The 21000-nt window shown below is 71.7% G+C and carries 20 protein-coding genes, 1 tRNA gene and 1 pseudogene; 12 read left to right on the forward strand and 10 right to left on the reverse strand.

From position 1 onward, the window contains the following. Positions 1-364 precede the first annotated feature (364 nt). Positions 365-1189, forward strand: a complete 825-nt coding sequence (locus J2S41_RS12275; RefSeq protein WP_310366919.1) for a hypothetical protein — start codon at positions 365-367, stop codon at positions 1187-1189. Here the strand turns inward: J2S41_RS12275 and J2S41_RS12280 are convergent. Beyond that, entirely contained in the window at positions 1171-1485 is a 315-nt protein-coding gene (locus J2S41_RS12280) for a hypothetical protein (protein WP_310366922.1), read from the reverse strand. The two genes, J2S41_RS12275 and J2S41_RS12280, sit on opposite strands and share 19 nt — an antisense overlap. Positions 1486-2140: 655 nt before the next feature. Here J2S41_RS12280 and J2S41_RS12285 point away from each other — a divergent pair. The 3 genes from J2S41_RS12285 to J2S41_RS12295 are packed head-to-tail and all read left to right on the forward strand — an operon-like array spanning position 2141 to position 4619. Then, positions 2141-2464 (forward strand): WXG100 family type VII secretion target, encoded by a 324-nt coding sequence (locus J2S41_RS12285; RefSeq protein ID WP_310366924.1) that lies wholly within the window; start codon positions 2141-2143, stop codon positions 2462-2464. Continuing rightward, entirely contained in the window at positions 2464-4119 is a 1656-nt protein-coding gene (locus tag J2S41_RS12290) for an alpha/beta hydrolase (RefSeq protein WP_310366925.1), read from the forward strand. The genes J2S41_RS12285 and J2S41_RS12290 overlap by 1 nt, the downstream gene beginning before the upstream one ends. After that, positions 4116-4619 carry a hypothetical protein gene (locus J2S41_RS12295; RefSeq protein ID WP_310366928.1) on the forward strand — a complete coding sequence of 168 codons (504 nt, stop codon included), beginning with the start codon at positions 4116-4118 and terminating at the stop codon, positions 4617-4619. The genes J2S41_RS12290 and J2S41_RS12295 overlap by 4 nt, the downstream gene beginning before the upstream one ends. A 721-nt stretch (positions 4620-5340) precedes the next feature. Here the strand turns inward: J2S41_RS12295 and J2S41_RS12300 are convergent. The 6 genes from J2S41_RS12300 to J2S41_RS12325 form a co-directional block, all read right to left on the reverse strand. Beyond that, positions 5341-5829, reverse strand: coding sequence for a P-loop NTPase family protein (locus tag J2S41_RS12300; RefSeq protein WP_310366930.1), 489 nt, complete (start codon positions 5827-5829; stop codon positions 5341-5343). A gap of 510 nt (positions 5830-6339) precedes the next feature. Beyond that, on the reverse strand, positions 6340-6855 hold the full coding sequence (locus tag J2S41_RS12305) for a flavodoxin family protein (protein ID WP_310366931.1): 516 nt from the start codon (positions 6853-6855) through the stop codon (positions 6340-6342). 10 nt (positions 6856-6865) lie between these two features. Next, positions 6866-7300, reverse strand: a complete 435-nt coding sequence (locus J2S41_RS12310) for a universal stress protein (protein WP_310366934.1) — start codon at positions 7298-7300, stop codon at positions 6866-6868. Between the two features lie 1336 nt (positions 7301-8636). Next, complete coding sequence (locus tag J2S41_RS12315; protein ID WP_310376873.1) at positions 8637-8954, reverse strand: hypothetical protein; 318 nt, start codon at positions 8952-8954, stop codon at positions 8637-8639. Further along, positions 8939-9658: a hypothetical protein gene (locus J2S41_RS12320; RefSeq protein ID WP_310366935.1), complete on the reverse strand. Its 720-nt coding sequence runs from the start codon at positions 9656-9658 to the stop codon at positions 8939-8941. Before J2S41_RS12320 ends, J2S41_RS12315 begins: the two co-directional genes overlap by 16 nt. Continuing rightward, positions 9547-10602, reverse strand: coding sequence for a hypothetical protein (locus tag J2S41_RS12325; protein WP_310376874.1), 1056 nt, complete (start codon positions 10600-10602; stop codon positions 9547-9549). Before J2S41_RS12325 ends, J2S41_RS12320 begins: the two co-directional genes overlap by 112 nt. Between J2S41_RS12325 and J2S41_RS12330 the strand changes: the two are divergent. After that, a pseudogene (locus J2S41_RS12330) lies at positions 10535-11583 on the forward strand (site-specific integrase). The gene J2S41_RS12325 and the pseudogene J2S41_RS12330 overlap by 68 nt on opposite strands. Positions 11584-11665: 82 nt before the next feature. Here the strand turns inward: J2S41_RS12330 and J2S41_RS12335 are convergent. Continuing rightward, positions 11666-11739, reverse strand: a tRNA-Pro gene (locus J2S41_RS12335). A gap of 177 nt (positions 11740-11916) precedes the next feature. Between J2S41_RS12335 and J2S41_RS12340 the strand changes: the two genes are divergently transcribed. Further along, on the forward strand, positions 11917-12789 hold the full coding sequence (locus J2S41_RS12340; RefSeq protein ID WP_310366938.1) for a poly(ethylene terephthalate) hydrolase family protein: 873 nt from the start codon (positions 11917-11919) through the stop codon (positions 12787-12789). Positions 12790-12860: 71 nt separating this feature from the next. Here J2S41_RS12340 and J2S41_RS12345 read toward each other — a convergent pair whose 3' ends face one another. Then, the gene (locus tag J2S41_RS12345) at positions 12861-13139 is read right to left on the reverse strand and encodes a GlsB/YeaQ/YmgE family stress response membrane protein (protein WP_310366941.1); all 279 of its coding nucleotides are present in this window, start codon (positions 13137-13139) and stop codon (positions 12861-12863) included. Between the two features lie 640 nt (positions 13140-13779). Here J2S41_RS12345 and J2S41_RS12350 point away from each other — a divergent pair. Together J2S41_RS12350 and J2S41_RS12355 are read left to right on the forward strand one after the other, a co-directional pair. Further along, positions 13780-15048, forward strand: coding sequence for a PA0049 family protein (locus tag J2S41_RS12350; RefSeq protein ID WP_310366945.1), 1269 nt, complete (start codon positions 13780-13782; stop codon positions 15046-15048). A gap of 73 nt (positions 15049-15121) precedes the next feature. Then, a complete protein-coding gene (locus J2S41_RS12355; protein ID WP_310366948.1) occupies positions 15122-16990 on the forward strand; it encodes a putative bifunctional diguanylate cyclase/phosphodiesterase in 1869 nt (622 codons plus the stop codon). Here the strand turns inward: J2S41_RS12355 and J2S41_RS12360 are convergent. Next, positions 16980-17723 (reverse strand): SDR family NAD(P)-dependent oxidoreductase, encoded by a 744-nt coding sequence (locus J2S41_RS12360; RefSeq protein WP_310366950.1) that lies wholly within the window; start codon positions 17721-17723, stop codon positions 16980-16982. The genes J2S41_RS12355 and J2S41_RS12360 overlap by 11 nt on opposite strands. Before the next feature lie 39 nt (positions 17724-17762). Here J2S41_RS12360 and J2S41_RS39825 point away from each other — a divergent pair, with 39 nt between their 5' ends. From J2S41_RS39825 to J2S41_RS12375, 4 genes are all read left to right on the forward strand, one after another. Further along, on the forward strand, positions 17763-18032 hold the full coding sequence (locus J2S41_RS39825; protein ID WP_374728126.1) for an amidohydrolase family protein: 270 nt from the start codon (positions 17763-17765) through the stop codon (positions 18030-18032). 110 nt (positions 18033-18142) lie between these two features. Further along, entirely contained in the window at positions 18143-18997 is an 855-nt protein-coding gene (locus J2S41_RS12365; RefSeq protein ID WP_310366951.1) for a helix-turn-helix domain-containing protein, read from the forward strand. Positions 18998-19065: 68 nt separating this feature from the next. Then, positions 19066-20004, forward strand: coding sequence for an NADP-dependent oxidoreductase (locus tag J2S41_RS12370; RefSeq protein WP_310366953.1), 939 nt, complete (start codon positions 19066-19068; stop codon positions 20002-20004). A 22-nt stretch (positions 20005-20026) separates the two neighbouring features. Further along, complete coding sequence (locus J2S41_RS12375) at positions 20027-20965, forward strand: alpha/beta hydrolase (RefSeq protein ID WP_310366955.1); 939 nt, start codon at positions 20027-20029, stop codon at positions 20963-20965. The last annotated feature ends 35 nt before the right edge of the window (positions 20966-21000 follow it).

Here is a 21000-nt window from a genome sequence, read left to right on the forward strand (position 1 = left end):
TCGAGGTGCCCGCCATCCCCGGGGCCGTGATGGACTTGCGGCCAGTTGACCGGCGAAGCGTCGCATATGAGTCTGCACCGGTACCGGACTTGGTGACGCACCCTCGATGTGCAAGTAACGCGGCGTTGCTGTGCGGGCCTGACCAGGTTCGTCCCTGGAGGGGCGGTGAAGGCGATCCACGGGCCGGCGCCGCATGACCTCGAGTTGATGACGAAGACCGCGGCGGAGGTCGAAGCGGCGGTACCACGCGGTCGCCGCGGCGGCCGGTCCGGTTGACGGGTCGCCCCGGTCCGCACGCAATGCGTGGCTCGCCTGGCCGGTGAACGGGCCGCGAGCGCGGGGCGGCGGCCCTATCCTGAAGGTGATGATCTCGGCACTCTCCGCCGCGCTGTTCCGGTGGCGCCGGTGGATCCTGCTGGCGAGCGTGGCGCTGTCGGTCCCGCTCGGCGCGGCCACCCTGCGGCGGCCCGCGATGGGGGCCGTCCTGCTGGCGCTGATGATCCCGCCGCTCCTGGCCGCCCTCATCATCGCGAATGTGCTCAATCGGCGACAGAACCGGACGCTGGACATCGTGACCGGCCCGCCGTCCTTCGGCACGCCGGTGCTCGGCTCCGGTCCGCTGTTCACCGCAGCCGGCGTGTTCCTCCTGGTGGCGTTCGCGGCCTGGCTCGGCCCGGCGATCGGTCAGGGCGAGGACCGCTGGACGCTGATCGCCGGGCTGAGTCTGCTGACCGCCGTCTGGCTGGGCGGCCTCCGGGGCGCGTGGAGCGGGTGCGGGGTGCGGCTGACCGCGCACGGCATCGACTACCGAGGGCCGGCGAGCACGCTCACCGTGCCGTGGGAGGCCCTCGACGCCGTCCACCCGGTGGAGTCGGTCGAGCGATTCGCCATCAGGCTGCGGTACGCCCGCCCCGACCTGATCCGCGCCACCGGCGTCGCGTTCGACCGGCGGACGATCCGGTTCGAGGGAGCGGACGCGCACTTCCTCGCCGCGGCGATCGACTGCTACGCCAGGAGAGCCATCGGACCACCGCCAGTCAGTAGCGAAATCGTCCACCGCATCCGACAGAACCGTCGAGGAAGCCGTCGCCGAACATCGTCGAGCGTGTTGCCCGCCCGCGCTGGACCGTCCACCTCAGGGCGGACGGGTCAGGGCGGGCGGTTATCGGCTCAGAGGGGCGGGTCGTAGGCGAAGCAGCTAATGCCGGGTGCCGGCTTGTACGGCAGGACGCGGTAGTTGTAGTTGCGTGAGGTCTTCTGGTCGCCCGTGAGGTAGACCACCCGCGGCTTGCCCCAGCTATCGTTCTCGGCCCAGCGCTTCCACTCCCAGGCGCAGTAGTTGGCGCCGATGTAGTAGCCCTCCGCGTACGTCCACGTCGGAAAGTAGCTGTTGGTCCTCTGGTATTGCGGCAGGAGCTGGTCGTAGTCGCCGTGGGTGTAGACGCCGTCGAACAGGTGGATGACCCCGAGGTCACCGGCACCCATGTTCAGGATGTAGTTGTTGCCGTTGGTGGCGTGCGCGGGACTGGCCGCGAGCGCAATGGCCGTGACCGCAGCAGCCGCTGCTGCGGCAGCCGCGCGCGCGATAACTCCTGCTCGGCTTGTGGATCGCATGATCTGTGCCTCCTGCGGTGAGTGGATAACTGGCGTTCAATCCCCGGCGCCGAGCCGAACATGGCGTTCGAGCCGGCGTAGGTCACGTGGGTGGTGGCCGTACGCGTTGGCGCCGCGCACGCGACCGGTCTCGTGCCGGCCGTGGCGAGTACGGCCGCCCAAGGCCACGCTCACCCGTCGTAATGCCGATCCGGCGCCCGTCATCGCAACGGACAGCAGGAGCCAACCACGCGGGCCGGCTGTCCGGCCATGTCCGGGTACGTGTTCGTACTGATCGGAACGTGCCCGAACAGGACGAACGCCTCGTGCCACCGGCTCAGGGCGCTTCGGGCACCCTCGCCGCACCGCTCAACAGCCGGATGTGGGAGGCCGCCAATCGCTGCTGCGTGGCCACTTGACCTCGGAGGGTGACATCTGCGCGGAGGGGTGCCTTGCGTAACGCCGCGAATCCGTGTGACCGTGCGCTAGATTGCGGCTGCTAGCGTGCGTGCTCGCAGGTCAAAACAAGGGAGCGCGGAGGCGGGCGTTGACGGACCTCAATGTTGACCCGGCGGCGCTGGAGAGGGCCGGCCGTTCGTGCCAGGACATCCGCGACGCCGTACACGGCGTGGCCGGCATGGTCGAGCCGGAGATGCAGGCGGCGGCGGCCGGCCTGCCCGGTTTCAGCACCGGTGGCTGGAAATCAGGCGCCTCCCTGCAGATGGCGCTGGACGGGTTCGAGGAGGAGGCGCGTAGCCTCACCGGCTTCCTCGACCGGCTCACCAGCGCGCTGGAGACGTCCGCAGCTCAGTACCGGCAGACCGAGGAACTGAACTCGGTAGAGTTCAGCCGTATGATCGGCGGCCGTTGATGGAATGGACTGACCTGCGCGACGCCCGGCTCGGCCCGCTGACCGCGGCCGCCGATGCGTGGGAGCGGGTCGCGGCCCGGTACGCCGAGCACACCGAGCACGCCATCAGGATGGTCGCCGACGTGCACGCCTCTCGCTGGGAAGGCGAAACCGCCGACGTCGCCTACCGCTACCTGGAGCGCATCGACGACGAGCTCGAAGCCACCGGCATCCGGGCGAAGACCATGGCCAGCCTGCTGCGGGTGGCCGGGGACACCCTCACCCGCCTGCAACGGCAGCTCGACGGCGTCATCGACGACGTGAGCGCGCACGGCTTCACCATCGACGCCGACGGCCGGGTCCGCCCGCCCGAGCTGACCTGGCAGGAGCGGCACGACCCGGACGGGCAGGCCGCCTACGCCACCGCCAGCGCCGCCGCGCACACGCTGTCGACCGAGATACGCCGGATCGTCGCCGCCGCGGACACCGCCGACGACCAGCTCGCCACGGGCCTGTCGCGGCTGCAGGGCACCAGCCTCAGTCAGGACCCGGAGTACGGCGCCGCCGTCCTCGGCGCCCAGGCGGTCGCGGAGATGATGGGTGTGACCGAGGACCGGATTCCGGCCGCCGGCACCGAGCCGGCCGCCGTCGACGCGTGGTGGGACGGGCTGTCGCCGGAGCAGCAGCAGATCCTCGCCACCGCGTATCCGCAACGCATCGGCGGCCTCGACGGACTGCCGGCCGCCGACCGGGACACCGCGAACCGGCTGGCGTTGCACAACTACCTCACCGGGTTCTCCGGCGGCAACCCGAACACCGGTACGCACGGCGACGACGGCGTGCCCTACGGCACGGCGAAACTGCTGCTCGACCGGCTGGAAAGTACCGAGGCGGGCCCTGAGGGCACACGGCTGTTCCTGCTGTCGTTCCACCCCGACGGCGACGGCACCGCCGCGGTCGCAGTCGGCAACCCCGACACCGCGGCCAACACCGCCGTGGTGATTCCCGGTGTCGGTACCGAGATGGACGACATCCGAGGGCAGATCAACCGGGCCGCCGACCTGCAAGCCGCCGCCACCGGGCTTGGCGGTGGCAGCACATCAGTGATCGCGTGGGTCGGCTACGACACCCCGGGCCCCGGCGCGGACCTCGCCAGTGCGCCGTTCGGCGACAAGTCCGAGGCCGGCGCCCAGGCACTCGACCACTTCGTCAACGGGTTGAACAGCGCACACGACGACAGCCCCTCCCACCTGACCGCCGTCGGGCACTCTTACGGCTCCACCGTGATCGGTGAGGCCGCCTCCCACGGCGACGGCCTCGCCGTCGATGACATCGTCGCGCTCGGCAGCCCGGGGATGAGGGTCGACAACGTCGACGAACTCATGATCGACCCAGAGCATGTGTATGCCGGTGCGGCGGCCGACGACAACTTCGTTGCCCGGCCCGAGAAGACCGCGGGCTGGATCGCTGGTATCCCGATCGTCGGCAGTTGGCTCGCCGCGGGAGCCGAGAACATCCACGGCCCCGCACCGCACGACCCCGAGTTCGGCGGGAACGTGCTTCGCATCGACACCTCCGGCCACTCCGGATATTGGGATTCCGGCAGCATCGCCCTGCAGTCACAGGCCGCAGTCATCATCGGCGACTATGACAACGTGGTCGAGGAGACACCGTGAGGAAACGACTGGCGTTGCTGGTGAGCGTGTCGCTGTCGCTGGCCGCGACGGCGTGTGGAGGACCGGAGGAAGACGTGAAAACGAAGACCCGCGCCGAGGTCGAAGCTGCCATCGCCGCCCAGGCCGACGCGATCGCCACCACCGCGGGATCCGCCCTCGACGGGTGGCGGACCAACGCGGCACCGTGCACGGGAAAAAACGGCGAGACGGCCACGGACGGCAAGTGGCACCTGACCGGGTTCGCGAATATCCCGATCCCGCCCGACAAACAGGTGTCGACACTCGGGACCATTCGTGACTCCTGGCGCCAGCAGGGGTTCGAGATCACCGACGATCGCACCTTCGCCGACAACACCCGCTCCTCCGTCAGCATGCGCAACCAGGCAGGCGAGATGACCGTCTCGCTCTCGACCACGATGTCGCTCGACAGCGCGGCCCTGATCGTGGCCAGCTTCTGCTACATGCCCGCAGCCGGCGAAGACCCGGCCAACGACGGCTGATCGCCGGGTATACATCGCCCGCTCCGGGAGCTCCGCCGGCGCGCACATCCCGCTCAGCACCTCGATGATCCTGGTGCATAGCTTCGCCGCGGTCATGCTGACCAGCGGCAGGCCCGGCACGGTGAAAAGTTCGGCGGTGAGCTGGGTCGTCCTAGCCAGCGCGCTGCTGCCGCCGGCGAACGTGGATGTATCCGACTGCGGTAATCAGGGTCGTTGCAGACCGAAGCGGTCGCCGACCTCGCTGAGCCTGGCCAGCGGTCGTCCGGCATCGTCAACGCGATCCCGTAGATCATCTACCAGCGGCATCGGCTTACGGTACCGGCGCACCGTCAACCCCACTGCCTCCGGCACCGGCGAGCTCTGCGGTGCCTCCCGGACGACCGCGCGTTCGCGCACTGCGGTGGCCCACGGTCGTGCAAGACGCTGCCGCACCCGCCGCGCCCGCTGTGGGCGGCGCGGCCGGTCCTGACGTTCACCGAGCGGCCGCCGGAGACCACCCGGTACGCGTTCTTCGGCGTGCGCGGCCGCGATCTGCGGGCGCGCTCACCGGTAAGGATCGCCGGCCTCGCGTGAGGCGCAGCGTGCCGGTGAGCGCGGCGAACGCGCCGGGCAGCGCCGCGACCGGCTCCGGACCGGTCACGGGTTCGTACGGCAGCCGGCCGGTACGGTCACCACGTCGCAGGCGGGCGTGGACGTGCTCGGGGGAGTCCCTATGGGGTTGTCAAGGGGCTGGGTCGGGCCGGGTTGTTGTCGTGGCGTGGCTGAGGAGTCGTTCGGCGGCGCGGGGGTGGTGGAGCACGTGGAGTTGGGCGTGGCCAGCATGGGTAGCGATTGCGGCCATGACGGTGGGCAGACTGTGGCGTCGGTAGGTGATGAGCCATCGCCAGAACGCCAGGTTCTCGCGGGAGCGGCGTAGCGCGCGCCAGGCGCAGAGCCAGAGTGGGAAGTCCAGCACGATGACGGTGTCTGCGGCTTGCAGCCGTGCGGTGAGGACGTCGTACGGGCCGAGGTCGCCATCGATGACCCACTGCTTGCCGCTGATCAGCTGGTGTTGGATCCGGATCCACTGCTCGGTCGGCGTGGGAGTGAGGCCGGGCGCCCAGAAGTGTTTGTCCAGTTCGATGACCGGCAGGGCTAGGGCGGCGCCGAGGTGGGCGGCGAGTGTGGACTTGCCGGCACCGCCACGGCCGAGGATCACTATCCTGTTCATGCTGCCCACATTGCACGTTCGCCGGGTGCTGGCCGCTGGTGGGGCGCTTTCGTGTCGAGCATCGCGTGCAGGACGTCGACGCGGCGACGGACCAGGCAGATGAGGGCGGCGTGTGTGCATGCCGGCGCGAATCAGGTGGGTCGTGCCGGTCGGCCGGTCACGGAGGAACATGTCCGACACGCCGTTGACCTCCGCGGTCACCAGATTATGGGCGACCGATGTGAAGACGATGTAGCGGCCGTCACCGGATATCCGTGGCTGGCCACTGTGGTGGCGGTCGCCCGGTCGCGGACGAATACGTCCCGGTGGACATCGCTGTCGTTCTCGATCTCCGTAGGGTAGCGAGGGCCGTGGTCGTATGCGGGTCTCGCGCCAGGTTCGCCCGGGCCGGCGGTGCGAGGCCGTCGAGCGGATGAGGCCGGTCACGTGGTGATCGGCTCGCGCGGTTCCTCACGGACGGCGGGGCCGGTGCAGATGTCACCGGCCCCGTCCTGGGATGAGTCGGCGGTCTCAGCCGACCGGTTGCGTTGACGTGATCGTCTCGGCGAGCGTTCGTCCCCACCGGCGAGCGCGCGCCAACTCGCCGTCGCGCAGCGGGCCGGCGGTGCCGGTGACGGCGAAGCCCTCGGCGGGCAGCATGATCCGGCAGCCGAGGCGGCGCAGGCGTTTCTGCACCGCTCGCGCGGCCGACCCGGTCGGCCACGGCGTACCGATCCGGGTGTCGAACGTGGCAGCCGGCATCCCCGCCAGCGAGGTGTACTGCGCCAGCCACTCCCGGACGCCGGTCTCGGCCGGGCCCGCGGCGCCCTGTTCACCGGCGGAGCGCCGGGTGGTGGCACGGCTGAGACCGAACGCGTGAGTGGGCCCGCCGACGGCCAGGGCGCAGTAGCCCTGGCCGACTGCCTGCGGGTGGGTGGCGACGTCGCGCGGCTCCGCCTGCACCAGCTCGGACATGCCCTCGGCTATGGCGAGGGCGATCCGCTCGGTGTTGCCGAACATCGACTCGTAGACGACGAGTGCGCGCACGATCGCCATCTCAGGCGGCCGGGTTCGTCGGCACCACCACGACCGGGCACCGTGCGTGGCGGATGCAGCCGTCGCTGACCGACCCGAGTACGCGGTGCCGCAGCGCGGAGTGGCCGTGGCTGCCGAGCACCAGCAGGCCGGCTTTCTCGGCCGCTGCGGTCAGCGCGTCGACCGGGCTGTTCCGGGAAACCTCGCCGGTCACGGTCACCGGCTCGTGCACCTGCCGCAGCACGGCGTCGATCTCGTCACGCAGCAGCGTCTCCGCGCACTGCCGCTGTGCGGCCGGGGACGTCGCGGTCAGCGGCCCGGACTCGATGCCGTCCCAGGTCCACGCGGTCACCGCCTGGACCGCACCACCGATCCTGCCCGCCTCGGCGATCGCCCACTCCAGTGCGCGACGCCCGCCCGGTGAGCCGTCCACGCCGACCACGATCAAATTCTCCATCTGTCTCACCCCTTCGCCGGTACGCATGACAGGTTCCAGGTCCAGTAGGCGATCGCCGGCGGCCGTCCGGCAGGGGCCTTGGTCCCGAGAAACAGCCCGTAGTTCTCTGCCTCGGCAGGGTGCCGGATGATCGGGACCGAAGTGCGATGGGTTTGCCGGCGGTCTGGTCCTCCGCGATCGGGTCGCCGCCCGAAACACGTCACTGTGTATCGCCGTTCACTCCTCCGAGCACGGCCGGCGCCGGCCGTGCTCGCTCGGCAACGTTCTCGGTGGAGGCCGGAAGAAGGGCGATGTGTGGGCGATGATCCTAGGGGAGTTCCGGCAATTGCGCCGGGGCCGCCGCGAGCTTCGACGCCACCTCGATGCCGGCCGAGGTCGTTGGTGCCGGTGCGGCCACGGGCCGTCGCCGTCAGCGCGCGGACTTCGACGTACGCGAGATCGCGCCCGGCCGGAGCGGCGCCGACCGGGTGCGGGCGGCGAGGTTCCGGCTGCGGTAGTTGCCGATCAGACGGAGATGACCCCGCTGGCCCGAAACGATCGTCAGCCCCCGCAGCCGCCGAGTCGCGATCAGCCGCTGGCTCTCCGAGACACCCGACGGCGCACCGTGGCTCCCACCGCCTTCACGACGGATACCTCCTCCGCTGGGACCTCTTCCGCCGCCTCCGCACCCGCGCCGAAACCGCCGGACCGGACGGCATCGCGGACCTTGGGCACGCGCTCGAAGTCGTCCGCGGGCAGCCTCTCGCGGTGCCGACCTCGCCTATGCCACCCGCTACCGCACCCGTACGCGTGGCGGCCGGACAGCGACATCCAGCCGCGACAGCGCCCACCAGTACGTCCCAGTTCCGCCTCGACGCCGGCGACCTCGCCGGCGCACGCTGGGCGGTCGACATCGCCTGGCAAGCCGACCAGGAACGCGCCGACGACCACCCCTGGCTAGACGTCATCCGCATCGCTCACCACGCCGGTCACCGCGCAGAAGTCCGCACACTCTGGTCGTCCAGCGGGCCCGGGATCTGCTGGTCGAGCGTGCCATCGTGGAGCACGAGGACGCTTTACACCGCTATAACACCTCTGAGGACAGTGCGTTCGAAGACTTGGATCATGAAGCCCTGTATCGGGAAGACATCGACGGGTTCGAGTACGACTCGGACCTCCAAGCGCATTTCGGCACCGCCGATATGCGCGTCGCTCCTGGTTCCAGTGAATCAGTACGTGGGCGGACATGTGCACACCTACGGAATCGACCTCGTTGCCCCGAAGTCGGGCCCCTCCGGAAGAGCCCGGTAGGCATCGCCGACCACCGTGTCACGGATCGGCGCTACACGGAACGCGTTCAGCCACGCCGGCCGAGCGCTCGCCGAGATCGCCGTCTGGTCACGCCGCCACGGCGGGCCGGATCCCGGTCGACGCCACGATACGGGCGCCGAAGGAGAATGCACAGCACGTCTATCGCCGCGTTGCGCCGGTCGGCGTCCTTCGTGCAGACCGCCACTACGACGACCAGCGCGAGCACACCGACGAGTGCGCCAAGCAACAGATACACCGGGACGGGCAGGCTAGCCGCACCGGCGGTAAGTACAGAGATCATCCAGTCACTCCGGACGCGGACCCCGAAGCGACGCCACTTCGGCCGAGTCAGGCCGGTGACCATGCTCCGAAGGCAGTGGGCAGGACTCGCGATACCCACGCCAAGTCCGGCCCTCGCGTCCAGTGTGGACTGGTCGAATTCGGCATGCCGGGTGGCCGGACCGGTGGCACGGTACGACACATGGACGCGAACCGTCCGAGCAACGACGCAACGGCAAGGAACGCCGACCGCATGATCGCTACCAGCGTCAGTATGGGGCCGCGGCTCCGGTAGACGTTGACAACCAGCGCCTTGGCGAGCAGTCGCCTGGTGGTCCGATCGCCGGCCGCGGCGATCAACTCCTCGGGGAGTGGGGTCCGGCTGCTGTGCTCGACAGCAACAGCAAAGAGGTCCGGCAATGCCCTACGGAGCCGGGCATAGGCGCCACCCGGAGCGACGGGTGGTTGCCATCCGTCGAAGCCGGCCCGTTCCGCGATACTGAGCCGGCCGCCGGGCAGCGAGAACGGCTCGCCGTTCAACCAGAGCTGAAGGTGGGTACCGTCAGCTCGCAACCGCTGGAAAACGGGGCCGGCCTTCGTCAGGTCATAAGCTCGGACCAGTTCGGCTATCCACGCCGAGACGTAGGTCTTTCCGGTGCCGCACGCCGAGTACACCCCTACGAGAACCGGATCTTGTGACGGCTCACCGGTGCCGGTTCCGGCAGCCATCGCAGCCGCAGGAGGGGTCGTGCACCCCAGCCCGAACCGGCCCTCCACGATGCCACCCACGCTGAGTCACTGTAGCTCAGGCTCGCAACTCCACGAGAGACGGCGCGGCTCCCTTGCGCACACGCTCCGGGCAGAGAGCGACCCCGCAATTTGACAGACCCGGTAGAGACAGCCAACGGCGCGCTACGTCGGTAGCTGCTGCGATCGCGGTTGTGCCCACGGCGTCGCTGTGTCGGGTGGGAGCGTCGCGGATGCAGGGATTCCGGCGGTGACAGCGTGGTACGGGCCGACCTTGATGGTCTGGGCGCAGCAGTTACGGCACGTTCGGTGAGGGTGGCAGTTGGAGGTGGTGACGATGGTGCGGACGTGATGGTAGGCATCGTCAGGGTGGTCGGCCTTGATGGCGTACCAGGTGTCGGCCTGTCCTGCTGGGGTAGGGCGGCGGCGGTCTGCGGGCGGATGGGCAGGTAGGGGTGGTTAGCGTGGTGGCGGATGAGGAAGGTCCGGTCGAGGTGGTCGATCTGGTCGGGTGAGGGCTGGTGCTGGGCGCACCAGGCTTTGGCGTCGGTGATGGTTCCGGGTCCGCACAGCAGGTCGGACGGGTAGGTGGTCGCCTCGACGCGGGAGTCGAAGTAGCGCAGACTGGGCTCGGCGTAGTGCTCGTCGGGGCGGAAGACCGCGCGGACGAAGATGCACTGCCACGGCTGGTCCTCAGGGTCGGTCGCGTCGGCCAGCGCGTCGGCGGTGACCGTGATCGTCTCGCTGCCGTCGGCCGGCCAGGCCATCACGATGACCTCCCTGCGAGCCGGTGCCGGATACAGTCGGCCGCCGGGGGTGGGCATACCCCAGAGCTGGTTGATGGTCTCGGCGAGGTCGTGCAGGATCCTGGCCGCCTCCAACGGACCGAAGAGCTGGTAACCGGTGGGGTGCGCGACGATGTTGCGCAGCTGCGCCAGCGCGTGTTCGATACCGCGATTGCGCTGTATCGACCCGACCGCGGCCAATCGCCGGCTCGCTGAGCACGGCGACGACGTGATGACGCTGGTGACCCGTGGGCTTGATGCGAAGACCCTCGACCCGTATCTCGGCGGCTGGCGGCTCCGCGTGGTGCCGGCGCTGGGGCACATCCCGGTCCGCATGATCACGTACGGCGCGGTGGATCGGGCGGTTCTCGGCTGGATCGCGTGCGGGTGCAGCGTGTCGATCGTTAAGGACGCGCTCGCCATCCTGGTCCGCGTCATGGAACAGGCGGTGCGCGACGGGATCATCGACCGCAACCCCGCGCGGGTCACCGGCTGGCGCGCGAGTACAAGCGGGCAGAGGACGAACTCGACAACCCGCGCTCGCTGGCCTTGCCGGACTGGGAGACGCTGTGCCGGCTCGCCGATGCGCTGGTGGCGGCATCGCATGACGAGTACCGCGGGTGGGGAGACGTCGTGCTGTTCGCTGCCTGCACCGCGGCCCGGATCGGCGAGGTGTCCGGCGTGCGGCCTGGCGACATCGACCGCAAGACGTGGACCTGGACCGTTCGCCGGCAGACCACGCCGGCACCGAGCGGACTGATCGACAAGGGGACGAAGGGCAAACGCACCCGGCACGTACCCGTGATCGTCGAGATCCGCGACCTGATCGCGCACCGGCTCGACGCCGCGAAGGGACCGGACTCTCGGCTGTTCTACGGCCCGCGGGGCGGCCGGATCAGCACGGCGGTGCTGCGGGATGCCACGCACTGGGATGAGGTGGTGACCCGGATGGGTTTCGAGCACCTGCGTCGGCACGACCTGCGGCACACCGGGCTGACGTGGCTCGCTGACGCCGGCGTGCTGACCCATACCTTGCAGAAGATCGCCGGGCACGGCTCGATCACCACGACGCAGCGCTACCTACACCCGGACCGCCGCGCGATCGATGAGGCAGGAACGGCGCTGAGCGCGCACCTGACCGCGCGCCGGTCCCCAGGTGGTCCCCACCTGCGCGCCGTCTAGATCAACATCTCATAGATCCCGAAGAATCAAAAAGGGCCGCTGATCTGGGCTTCCCCCGGATCTAGCGGCCTTTCTTCGTTTGTCGGGACGGCCGGATTTGAACCGACGACCCCCTGACCCCCAGTCAGGTGCGCTACCAAACTGCGCCACGTCCCGTCCGCCGCCAGGCCTCGGCCCCGCGGCAGTGCACACAGCCTAGCGCAACCGTCCCCAACTCCACACGCGCCCCCTCCCCACCGGCTATGACCCCGCCAGGATTACCCGGGCGGCGACCGGCCGGGCCACGATGGCGGCGACCTACTCACTGCCGTCCATCGATATAAGGAGTTCGCCGTGGCCCGTAAGCACCGGCGCCTGACGGTCGCCGCCGTCCTGGCGGCCGTCCTCACCGTCGCCAGTCAGGTCGCCGCCGCACCGGCGCGGGCGGCCAACCCGTATGAGCGCGGACCCGCGCCGAGCACCGCCGGTATCGAGGCCGCGACCGGGCCGTTCGCGATCGCGCGGGTCACGGTGGCGCGGTCCGGCGTGACCGGGTTCGGCGGGGGGACGATCTACTACCCGACCAGCACGGCCGAGGGTACGTTCGGCGCGGTCGCGATCTCGCCGGGGTTCACGGCGAGCCAGTCGTCGGTGGCGTGGCTGGGGCCGCGGCTGGCGTCGCAGGGGTTCGTGGTGATCACGATCGACACGCTGTCGACGGTCGATCAGCCGGCCGGCCGGGGTGCGCAGCTGCTGGCGGGGCTGGACTACCTGACCCGGACCAGCACGGTGCGTACCCGGATCGACGCCACCCGGCTCGGGGTGATGGGGCACTCGATGGGTGGCGGCGGGAGCCTGTCGGCGTCGGTGAGCCGGCCGTCGCTGCAGGCGGCGATCCCGCTGGCGCCGTGGCACACCACGAAGTCGTGGTCGTCCGACCGGGTGCCGACGCTGATCATCGGGGCGGAGAGTGACACGGTCGCGCCGGTCGCGTCACACGCGGAGCCGTTCTACACGAGCCTGCCGGCGACGCTCGACAAGGCGTACCTGGAGCTCAACAACGCCTCGCACTCCGCGCCGACCTCGACGAACGTGACCGTGGCGAAGTACAGCATCTCGTGGCTCAAGCGGTTCATCGACAACGACACCCGGTACGAGCAGTTTCTGTGCCCGGCGCCGTCCGGGGCCGCGATCGAGGAGTACCGGGACACCTGCCCGCACTCCTGAGCACGCACAAGGCGCCTCCCGCGTCGTCGCGGGAGGCGCCTTCGTGTCTGATGTGTGGGCGGGCGCGCCGGTCAGAGCGCGCGACGGCCGCGACGGCCACCCACGCCGGCGACGATCGCGACACCGATGGCGGCGAACGCGACCTGGAAGATCAGCTCCCACCAGTCGAAGCCGTTGGTGTCCGCGACACCGGCGAAGCGGGCCAGCGCCGTGCCGAGCAGCGCGGCGACGACGCCGATGACCAGCGTCAGCCACAGCGGGATGTTCTGCCGGCCGGGCACGACGAGGCGACCCAGCGCACCGATGATGAGGCCGACGATCAGTGCGACGATGATGCCCATGAGGGTCACGGTGCTCTCCTTTGACCAATCCAATGGTCCCGGGGCGGCTCGGGGGGTCGAGTCGCGCTCTCTATCCGGTGACCGGGGGTGCCGGTCGACGAGAGGATTCCCGCCTCCGCCGGATTTCAATCCCCTGGTGACGGACAACCCACTACAACGTTTAGGTGACGTGCCACAAAAGCCGAGAACACGTACAAAACCGCTTTTCCCGCTTCCGGCCCGGTCCGGTCCGCACGCTCCCGCGGGCCAACCTCGCGGCGTCTCCGCCGCCGCTCCGCCCCCGCATCGGAGCCGGTCCCCGGGTGGTCCCGAAACCGCCGCGACCCCCGCCGCGCAGCTTTCCCCGCCGCGACCAGCGTCCCGGCGGGCGACCACCCCGCAGCGCGCCGCCGACGCAGCCCGCGCGCGACGGATCACGGGCTGACGCGCTGCCCGCGCCGCGGCCGTCGCAACTGGCCAGGGGCGCTGGACTCGGCGGCCGGACGCGGCATTGATCATCGGCTACGGATTCCGGGGGCGACCCTCACGGTTTCCTCATATTCGTCTGCTTGAATCCTGATATGACGCTGATCAGCCCAGCCTTCGCCGGTGCGTCCCCCGGCCTTCCGGCCCTCGCCGGGCCCGTCCCCACCGGCACGCGGGTGACGCGATGAGGGCGCGCCTGGCCGCCGCGGTCGCCGCCGGCCTCTGTCTCTCCGCTCTCCCCGCCGTCGAGCGGGCGTCCGCCGGCGAGCCGGCCGGGTGCTTCGACTCGGCACTGCCGCTGACCGCCGAGGAGCAGCGGCTCGCACGGGGAGCGGATCCGGTCGGCCCACGGCTGGTCCGCGCGGGCGGGTTCGCCGAACTCGTCGCGGAGTTCCGGGCGACGCTGTGCGCGACCGAGTCGATGCCGGCGGCCGGCACCGCCGTCACACGGGCCGGCCAGCGGCTGTGGCAGGCCGCGGTCGACCGTGCGCAGGGACGGGCGCCGGGGACGGGCACGCTCGACGAGCTCGACGACCGGCCGCTGTACTGGGCCCGGCTGCAGCTGAGCAGCGCGGTGCGGCAGTGGGACCCCGGCTTCGGCGTGAACCGGCCGCAGCTGCTGACCGCGCTCCAGCACGCGTCGCGCGGAGTCGGGGCCACCGGCCCGGCCCCGGCGGGTGTCCCGCGCGCCCTGATCAGCGGGTTCGACCCGTTCGGGTTCGACGGTGATCTGCGGCTGTCGAACCCGTCCGGTGCGGCGGCGCTGCGGCTCGACGGGCAGATCGTGGACACCGCCGACGGGCCCGTCGCGGTGGAGGCGGTCGTCTTCCCGGTGACGTGGGCGGGCTTCGACGACGGCATCGTCGAGGCCGCGTTCGGCCCGGCCCTGTCGGCACCGGACCGGCGGCCGGACGTCCTGATGACGATCAGCCAGGGCGCCGGGTTCACCATCGAGCGCTGGGCCGCCGGATGGCGCGGCGGCCAGCCGGACAACAACGGCGCCGGCGCCGAGGGTCCCGTCCCGGCCGCCGCCGGATGGCCGGCGAGCACGGCGACGCTGATCGAGACGACCCTGCCGGTCAGCCGCATGCTCGCGGCCGGCACCGGACCGCGCGAGGTCTACTACAGCCGGTTCTACTGCTACTGGCCCGCCGGTACGGCACCGGGCAGCGGCCCGACCGACTGCCGCGACGACGGCGCCCCACCGCTGCCGGGGGAGACCGGCGAGATGGGCAGCGGCGGCAACTTCCTCTCCAACGAGAGCATGTTCCGCGCGAACCGCCTGCGCATCGGTCTCGGCGCCACCGGCGTGCTCGGCGGTCACCTGCACATACCACCGGGATCGGGCCCGGCGGATCCCGATGCGCTCTCCGACCCGGCGTCCGACGCCGACCGGCGCGCCATCGTGGCGCAGACCACGGCGCTGCTGGCGGCGGCCGCGACGTCCCGGTGACGGCCATTGTTCTCATTTTTGCGCCACCGCGCGCGATGAAGGGTGGAGGTGATTCAGGCGGGGGGGTACGGCCGTGGCCGGCAGACGCAGGTCGGAGATCCGGTACGCCGGGCTGCCCGAGGTGGCCGCCGGTGGCGTGGGTGATGCCCGGCGGGTGCTGTTCCGCCTGATGAGCGTGTACGCCGTGGTGTGCTGGCTGGCGCTGCTGCCGGGCTGGCTGGACGACGGGCACCCGGCGATCGTCGTGGTGGCCGTGGTGGTCACCGCGGTGGCCGTGGTCCTCTCACGTGCCCGCGTGCTTCCCCAGCCGGTCGCGCACGCCCTGCTCGGTGGCGTGCCGCTGTGCACCGCGGCGCTGACCGCGGCCGCGGGTGGTGGCGTCATCAGCGCCGCGTTCGCGTTCCTGGCGCTGTTCGTCACGGTGTACGCGGCCATGTTCTTCAGCCGCCGGGCGCTGACGGTGCACCTGACGTGGAGCGTGGTCGCCTCCGGCGGCGCGCTGACCGCGACCAGCGTCGGTGACCCGCACAACGGCTACTACGTGCTCGTGCTGGCGATCACCCTGACGGCCACCGGCCTGCTGCTGTCCGGCCTGGTCCGCACGGTGTGGCACACCGCCACCCACGACCCGGTGACCGGGCTGCTCAACGAGTCGGGCCTGCGCGCCGCGATCCTGGCGCGGCCGGCCGACGGCACGGTGCTGGTCTGCGACATCGACGACTTCAGCCACGTCAACGACGCGCTCGGCCGGGACAACGGCGACGTGCTGCTGCGTGCCGTCGCCGCGGACCTGAGCCGGACGTGGCCCCGGGCCGCCGCCGCGCGGATCGGCGCGGACGTGTTCGCCGCCTGGCTGCCCACGACGCGGGACGCCGGCGCTCTCGCGCGGCAGCTCGTCGGCCTGCACGGCCCGTACCCGGCCGGCGGGATCGACGTGGACGTCACGCTCACCGCGGGGCTCGCGCACACCGACGGCAGCGCGCCCGCGGAACTGCTGCGCCGGGCCGCCGTCGCGCTCGCGGCGGCCAAGCACGACGCCCGCCCGTGGCACGTGTGGACCGCCGAGGACGACCGCACCCGCCGCGACGACCTCGCGCTGCAGGCCGAGCTGCGTGAGGCGATCACCCGCGGCGAACTGGTCGTGCACTACCAGCCGCAGGTGGACCGGCACCACCACCGCATCGTCGGCGCCGAGGCGCTGGTGCGCTGGCAGCACCCGCGCCGCGGCCTGCTCGGCCCGGGAGCGTTCCTGCCCGGCGCCGAGCGCACACCCCTGATCGTCGACATCACCGAACAGGTGCTCGCCGACGCGACCGGCCAGGCGGCGCGCTGGCGGGCGGCGGGCACCCCGATCCCGGTGTCGGTCAACGTGTCCGCGCGCTCCCTGACCGATGACGGGCTACCCGAGCGGATCGCCGCGCATCTCGCCCGCGCCGGGCTGCCGGCACCGCTGCTGACGATCGAGATCACCGAGACCGCGATCGTGGCGCAGCCCGCGCACGCGCGCCGGCTCCTGCAGGCCGTCCGCGACCTCGGCGTGCGGGTCAGCATCGACGACTTCGGCACCGGCCACACCAGTCTCGCGCTCCTCGCCGACCTGCCGATCGACGAGATCAAACTGGACCGGCGCTTCGTCGCCGCCGCCCTGAGCCAGCCGAGCGCGACCGCCATCGCCGTCACCGTCGCCGACCTGGCCGATCGCCTGCACCTGCACGCCGTCGCCGAGGGCGTCGAGGACGAGGCGGTCAGCGCGCTGATGGACTCGATCGGCTTCGACGCCCAGCAGGGTTACCACCACGCCCGCCCGCAACCCGCCGACACCGTCGGCGAGCTGCTGGCGTCGTCCGCTGCCGCCCCCGGGCGCACTGAGGGCGCGCTGAGGGCGCACGGACCGGCGTGGCCGCAGATCGGCGTCGACGCCGGCCCGGCGGTCAGCTGGTGAAGCCGCCGTCCACGTTGAGGGTCGCCCCGGTGATGTAGCGGCCGTCCGGGCCGGCGAGGAACGCGACCGTGGCGGCCACATCGGCCGGTGCCGCGTAGTGGCCGAGCGCGGTGAACCCCTTGATGGTGCCCGCGTCCGGCCCGTCCGCCGGGTTCAGCTCGGTGTCGGTCGGCCCCGGGTTCACCAGGTTCACCGTGATCGCCCGGCCGCCGAGTTCGCGGCCGAGGGCCTTGGTGAGGCCGGTCAGGGCGGTCTTGCTCATCGCGTACAGCGAGAAGCCGGGGAACACGGCGCGCTCGGCCATGTTGCTGCCGATGTTGATGATCCGACCGCCGGCCGGCAGGTGGCGCACCGCGGCCTGCGAGGCGACGAACGGGGCGCGGACGTTGACCGCGACGGTCTCCTCGAACTCGGCCAGGCTCAGCCGCTCGATCGGCCCGAGCAGGAAGGCGCCGGCGTTGTTGACCAGGACGTCCAACCGGCCCAGCTCGCCGAAGGCCCGGTCGACCGCGGCGGTCACCGCGGCCGGGTCGGCGCTGTCCGCCCGGATGGCGATCGCCCGCCGCCCGGCGGCCTTGATCTGGTCCACCACGTCGTCGGCGCGCCGCTGATCGTGCCGGAACGTGAGCGCCACGTCGGCGCCCGCCCCGGCCAGGCGCAGCGCCACCGCGGCGCCGATGCCACGGCTCCCGCCGGTCACCAGCGCCACCTTGTCGTCGAGTGCGTTATCCATGACGGACAGCGTCGTCGATGCCGGCTTCGCCGTCTGGCGGTGATCGGACGTCGCGTTCCCGGCGGGTCCGCACTCCGGGGGCACGCCCCCACCCGCGTCCGTCGCCCGGGTCGGCATCCACCGCACGAGGCGGCCCGTGCGGCGGCGACCACGCCCGCCGCGCTGCTCGGCATCGCCGGCCGGACCGGCTCGGTACGGCCGGGCAAGGCCGCCGGCCTCGTGGTGCTGAACGCCGGCCTTCGGGTCGACGCCGCGCAACGCGTAGCGCAGCAGGTGCTTGTCGGCGACGGCCGCGGTCGTCGCGGGTGACCGCCGTCCCGGTCGGCACGTCGCGGTCGGAGGCGCGCCGGTCGCGGAACGGCCGCGACGGTCCCGGTGCCCCGGCCACCCGCCCGGACCCCGCCAGGCACACTTGGGCCGTGGAACGTCAGGAGTTCGGCGCCGCGGTGCGCCAGTTACGGGAGAGCACGACCCCCGCGGCTGTCGGGCTGTCGGTCGGGCGCCGGCGGGTGCCGGGTCTGCGGCGGGAGGAGCTCGGCGACCTGGCGGGGATGTCCGCCGACTACGTGCGCCGGCTGGAGCAGGGGCGCAGTCATCCGTCGGCCGGGGTGGTCAACGCCATCGCCCGGGCGTTGCGGATCGGGCGGGCCGACTACGAGCGGCTCTGCGCGCTGGCCGGGTACGCCGCCGCGGACGGGCAGGTGCCGGACGACGTCGGGCCGGGCGCGATGCGGCTGCTGGAGCGGTTCACGGACACGCCCATGTTCGTCTCCGACGCGGCGATGAACCTGATCGCCGTGAACAGTGCGTTCCTCGCCCTGGGGCACTGGAAGCTGACCGGCGACCCGTGGGACTGGAACGTCGCCTGGCGCACGTTCTGCGACCCGTTCGACGGTTTCAAGCAGTCCGTGGCCGACGCGACCGACCACGAGTCGATCCTCGTCGCCCGGCTGAGGGGCGCGTTGCTGCGCTACCCGGCGGACACGTCGCTCGCCGCGCTGGTGGACGAACTGCGCAGCCGGAGCCGCATGTTCGACACCCTGTGGCGCACGCCGCGACCGGTGACGGCGTACGAGAGCAGCGCCGCGTTCGTCCACCCGGACGGCGAGTCGGTCACGCTGGTCGGCAGCCTGCTCGCCATCCCGGGCGACGATCTGGCGGCGCTGATGCTCACCGCGGCGCCGGGCTCGCACGACGCGGCGCGGCTCGCCGAACTCGTCGAGGGAGCCGGGGAACCGGCGATCATCAGGGTGGGCCGGCCCGGCCCAGGATAACCGCGCCAGCTCCTGCGATCTTGAGTGACGTCGCCGGCAAGACGGCACTCACGGAAGCAGGTTCAGCGATGAAGGCAGTGCGTTTTCACGAGTTCGGCGGTCCGGACGTCCTCCGGTACGAGGACGCCGAGCAGCCGGTTCCCGGCGCCGGTCAGGTCCGGATCCGGGTGGCCGCGACCTCGTTCAACGGTGTCGACGGCAACATCCGCGCCGGCTACATGCAGGGCCCGATCCCGGTCCGGCTGCCGCACACGCCCGGCATCGACGTCGCGGGCACGGTCGACGCGGTCGGCGACGGCGTGGACGAGGTCGCGGTCGGCGACCGGGTCATCGGCTTCCTGCCGATGACGGGACCCGGTGCGGCCGCGGAGTACGTGATCGCGCCGGCCGACATCCTGACCGGGGCGCCGAAGAACATCCCGCTGGCCGACGCGGCGGCGCTGCCGCTGGTGGGCCTGACCGCGTGGCAGGCGCTGTTCGACCACGGGAAGGTGACCGCCGGTCAGCGCGTGCTGATCAACGGCGCCGGCGGGGCGGTCGGCGGATACGCCGTGCAACTGGCCGCGGAGATCGGCGCGCGGGTGATCGCCACGGCCAGCCCGCGCAGCGCGGAGCGGGTCAGGGCCGCGGGCGCGGACGAGGTGATCGACCACACCACCACTGACGTGATCGCGGCGGTGACCGAGCCGGTCGACCTGGTGCTCAACCTGGCGCCGGTCGCGCCGGAGCAGTTGGCCGCGCTGGTCACGCTGATCCGCGACGGCGGCGCCCTGGTCAACACCACCGTGTGGATGCCCGCACCGTCCGACGAGGCGCGCGGCGTACGCGGCATCGACCTGTTCGTCCGCAGCGACGCCGACCAGCTCGCCGACCTGGCCGCCCGGGTCAGCACCGGTGAGCTGCGCGTCGAGGTGGCCGAGCGGGTGGCGCTGGCCGATCTGCCCGCGCTGCACGCCCGGGCCGGCGCCGGCGAGCTGCCCGGCAAGACCGTCGTCCTCGCGTCCTGACACCCGGTAAGGAGAAACGGTCATGACTCTGTCCCTGGATCCCGAGATCGCCGCGGCGCTGGCCCCGATGGCCGGTGTGACGCCACCCGTGGTGGGTGACGTCGAGGGCCGTCGTGCCTTCTGGGAACCGGTCATCGGCGCCGCCGGCGCCGCCCAGCCGATGCCGGCCGACGTCACGATGACCGACCACACCGTGACCGCCGACGACGGGGCGCACATCACCGTGCGCTGGTACGTCAAGGACGGCGCGACGCCGGGCCCGGCCGCGATCTTCCTCCACGGCGGCGGGTACATCTTCGGCCACATCGACCTGTTCGACGGACCGGTCGCCCGGTACGTGTCGGCCTCCGGCGTGCCGATGCTGTCGGTGGAATACCGGCGCGCACCCGAGTTCCCGTTCCCGACGCCGCTCGAGGACGGCTACGCCGCACTGCGCTGGCTGCACGACCGCGCTCCCGAGCTGGGCGTGGACCGCGACCGGATCGCGGTGATGGGCGACAGCGCCGGCGGCGGCATGGCGGCGGCGCTGACGATCCTGACCCGGGAGCGCGGCGGCCCGAGGATCGCCCGCCAGTTGCTGATCATGCCGATGCTCGACGACCGCACCGTCACCCCCGACCCGCACGTCGAGCCGTACGCGCTGTGGTCCTACGACGACAGCCGCACCGCGTGGCCGGCGTTGCTCGGCGACGCCGCCGGCGGGCCCGGCGTCCCGCCCACCGCCGCGCCGGCCCGGCTCGATGACGCGACCGGCCTGCCGCCGGCCTACATCGAGGTGGGCCAGTTGGACGTCTTCCGCGACGAGGACCTCGCCTACGCGGGGAAACTCAGCCGCGCCGGCGTCCCGGTCGAGTTCCACCTGCACCCCGGCGCCCCGCACGAGTTCGACTCGATCGCCTTCACGTCCGACGTCGCCCGGCGCGCCATCGCCGACCGCGTCCGCGTCCTGAAGTCGCTCTGAGCCGTCGTGGGGTGCGAGCGCGCTCACCCCGCGCT

This window comes from Catenuloplanes atrovinosus, from assembly GCF_031458235.1.
Taxonomy (GTDB): Bacteria; Actinomycetota; Actinomycetes; order Mycobacteriales; family Micromonosporaceae; genus Catenuloplanes; species Catenuloplanes atrovinosus.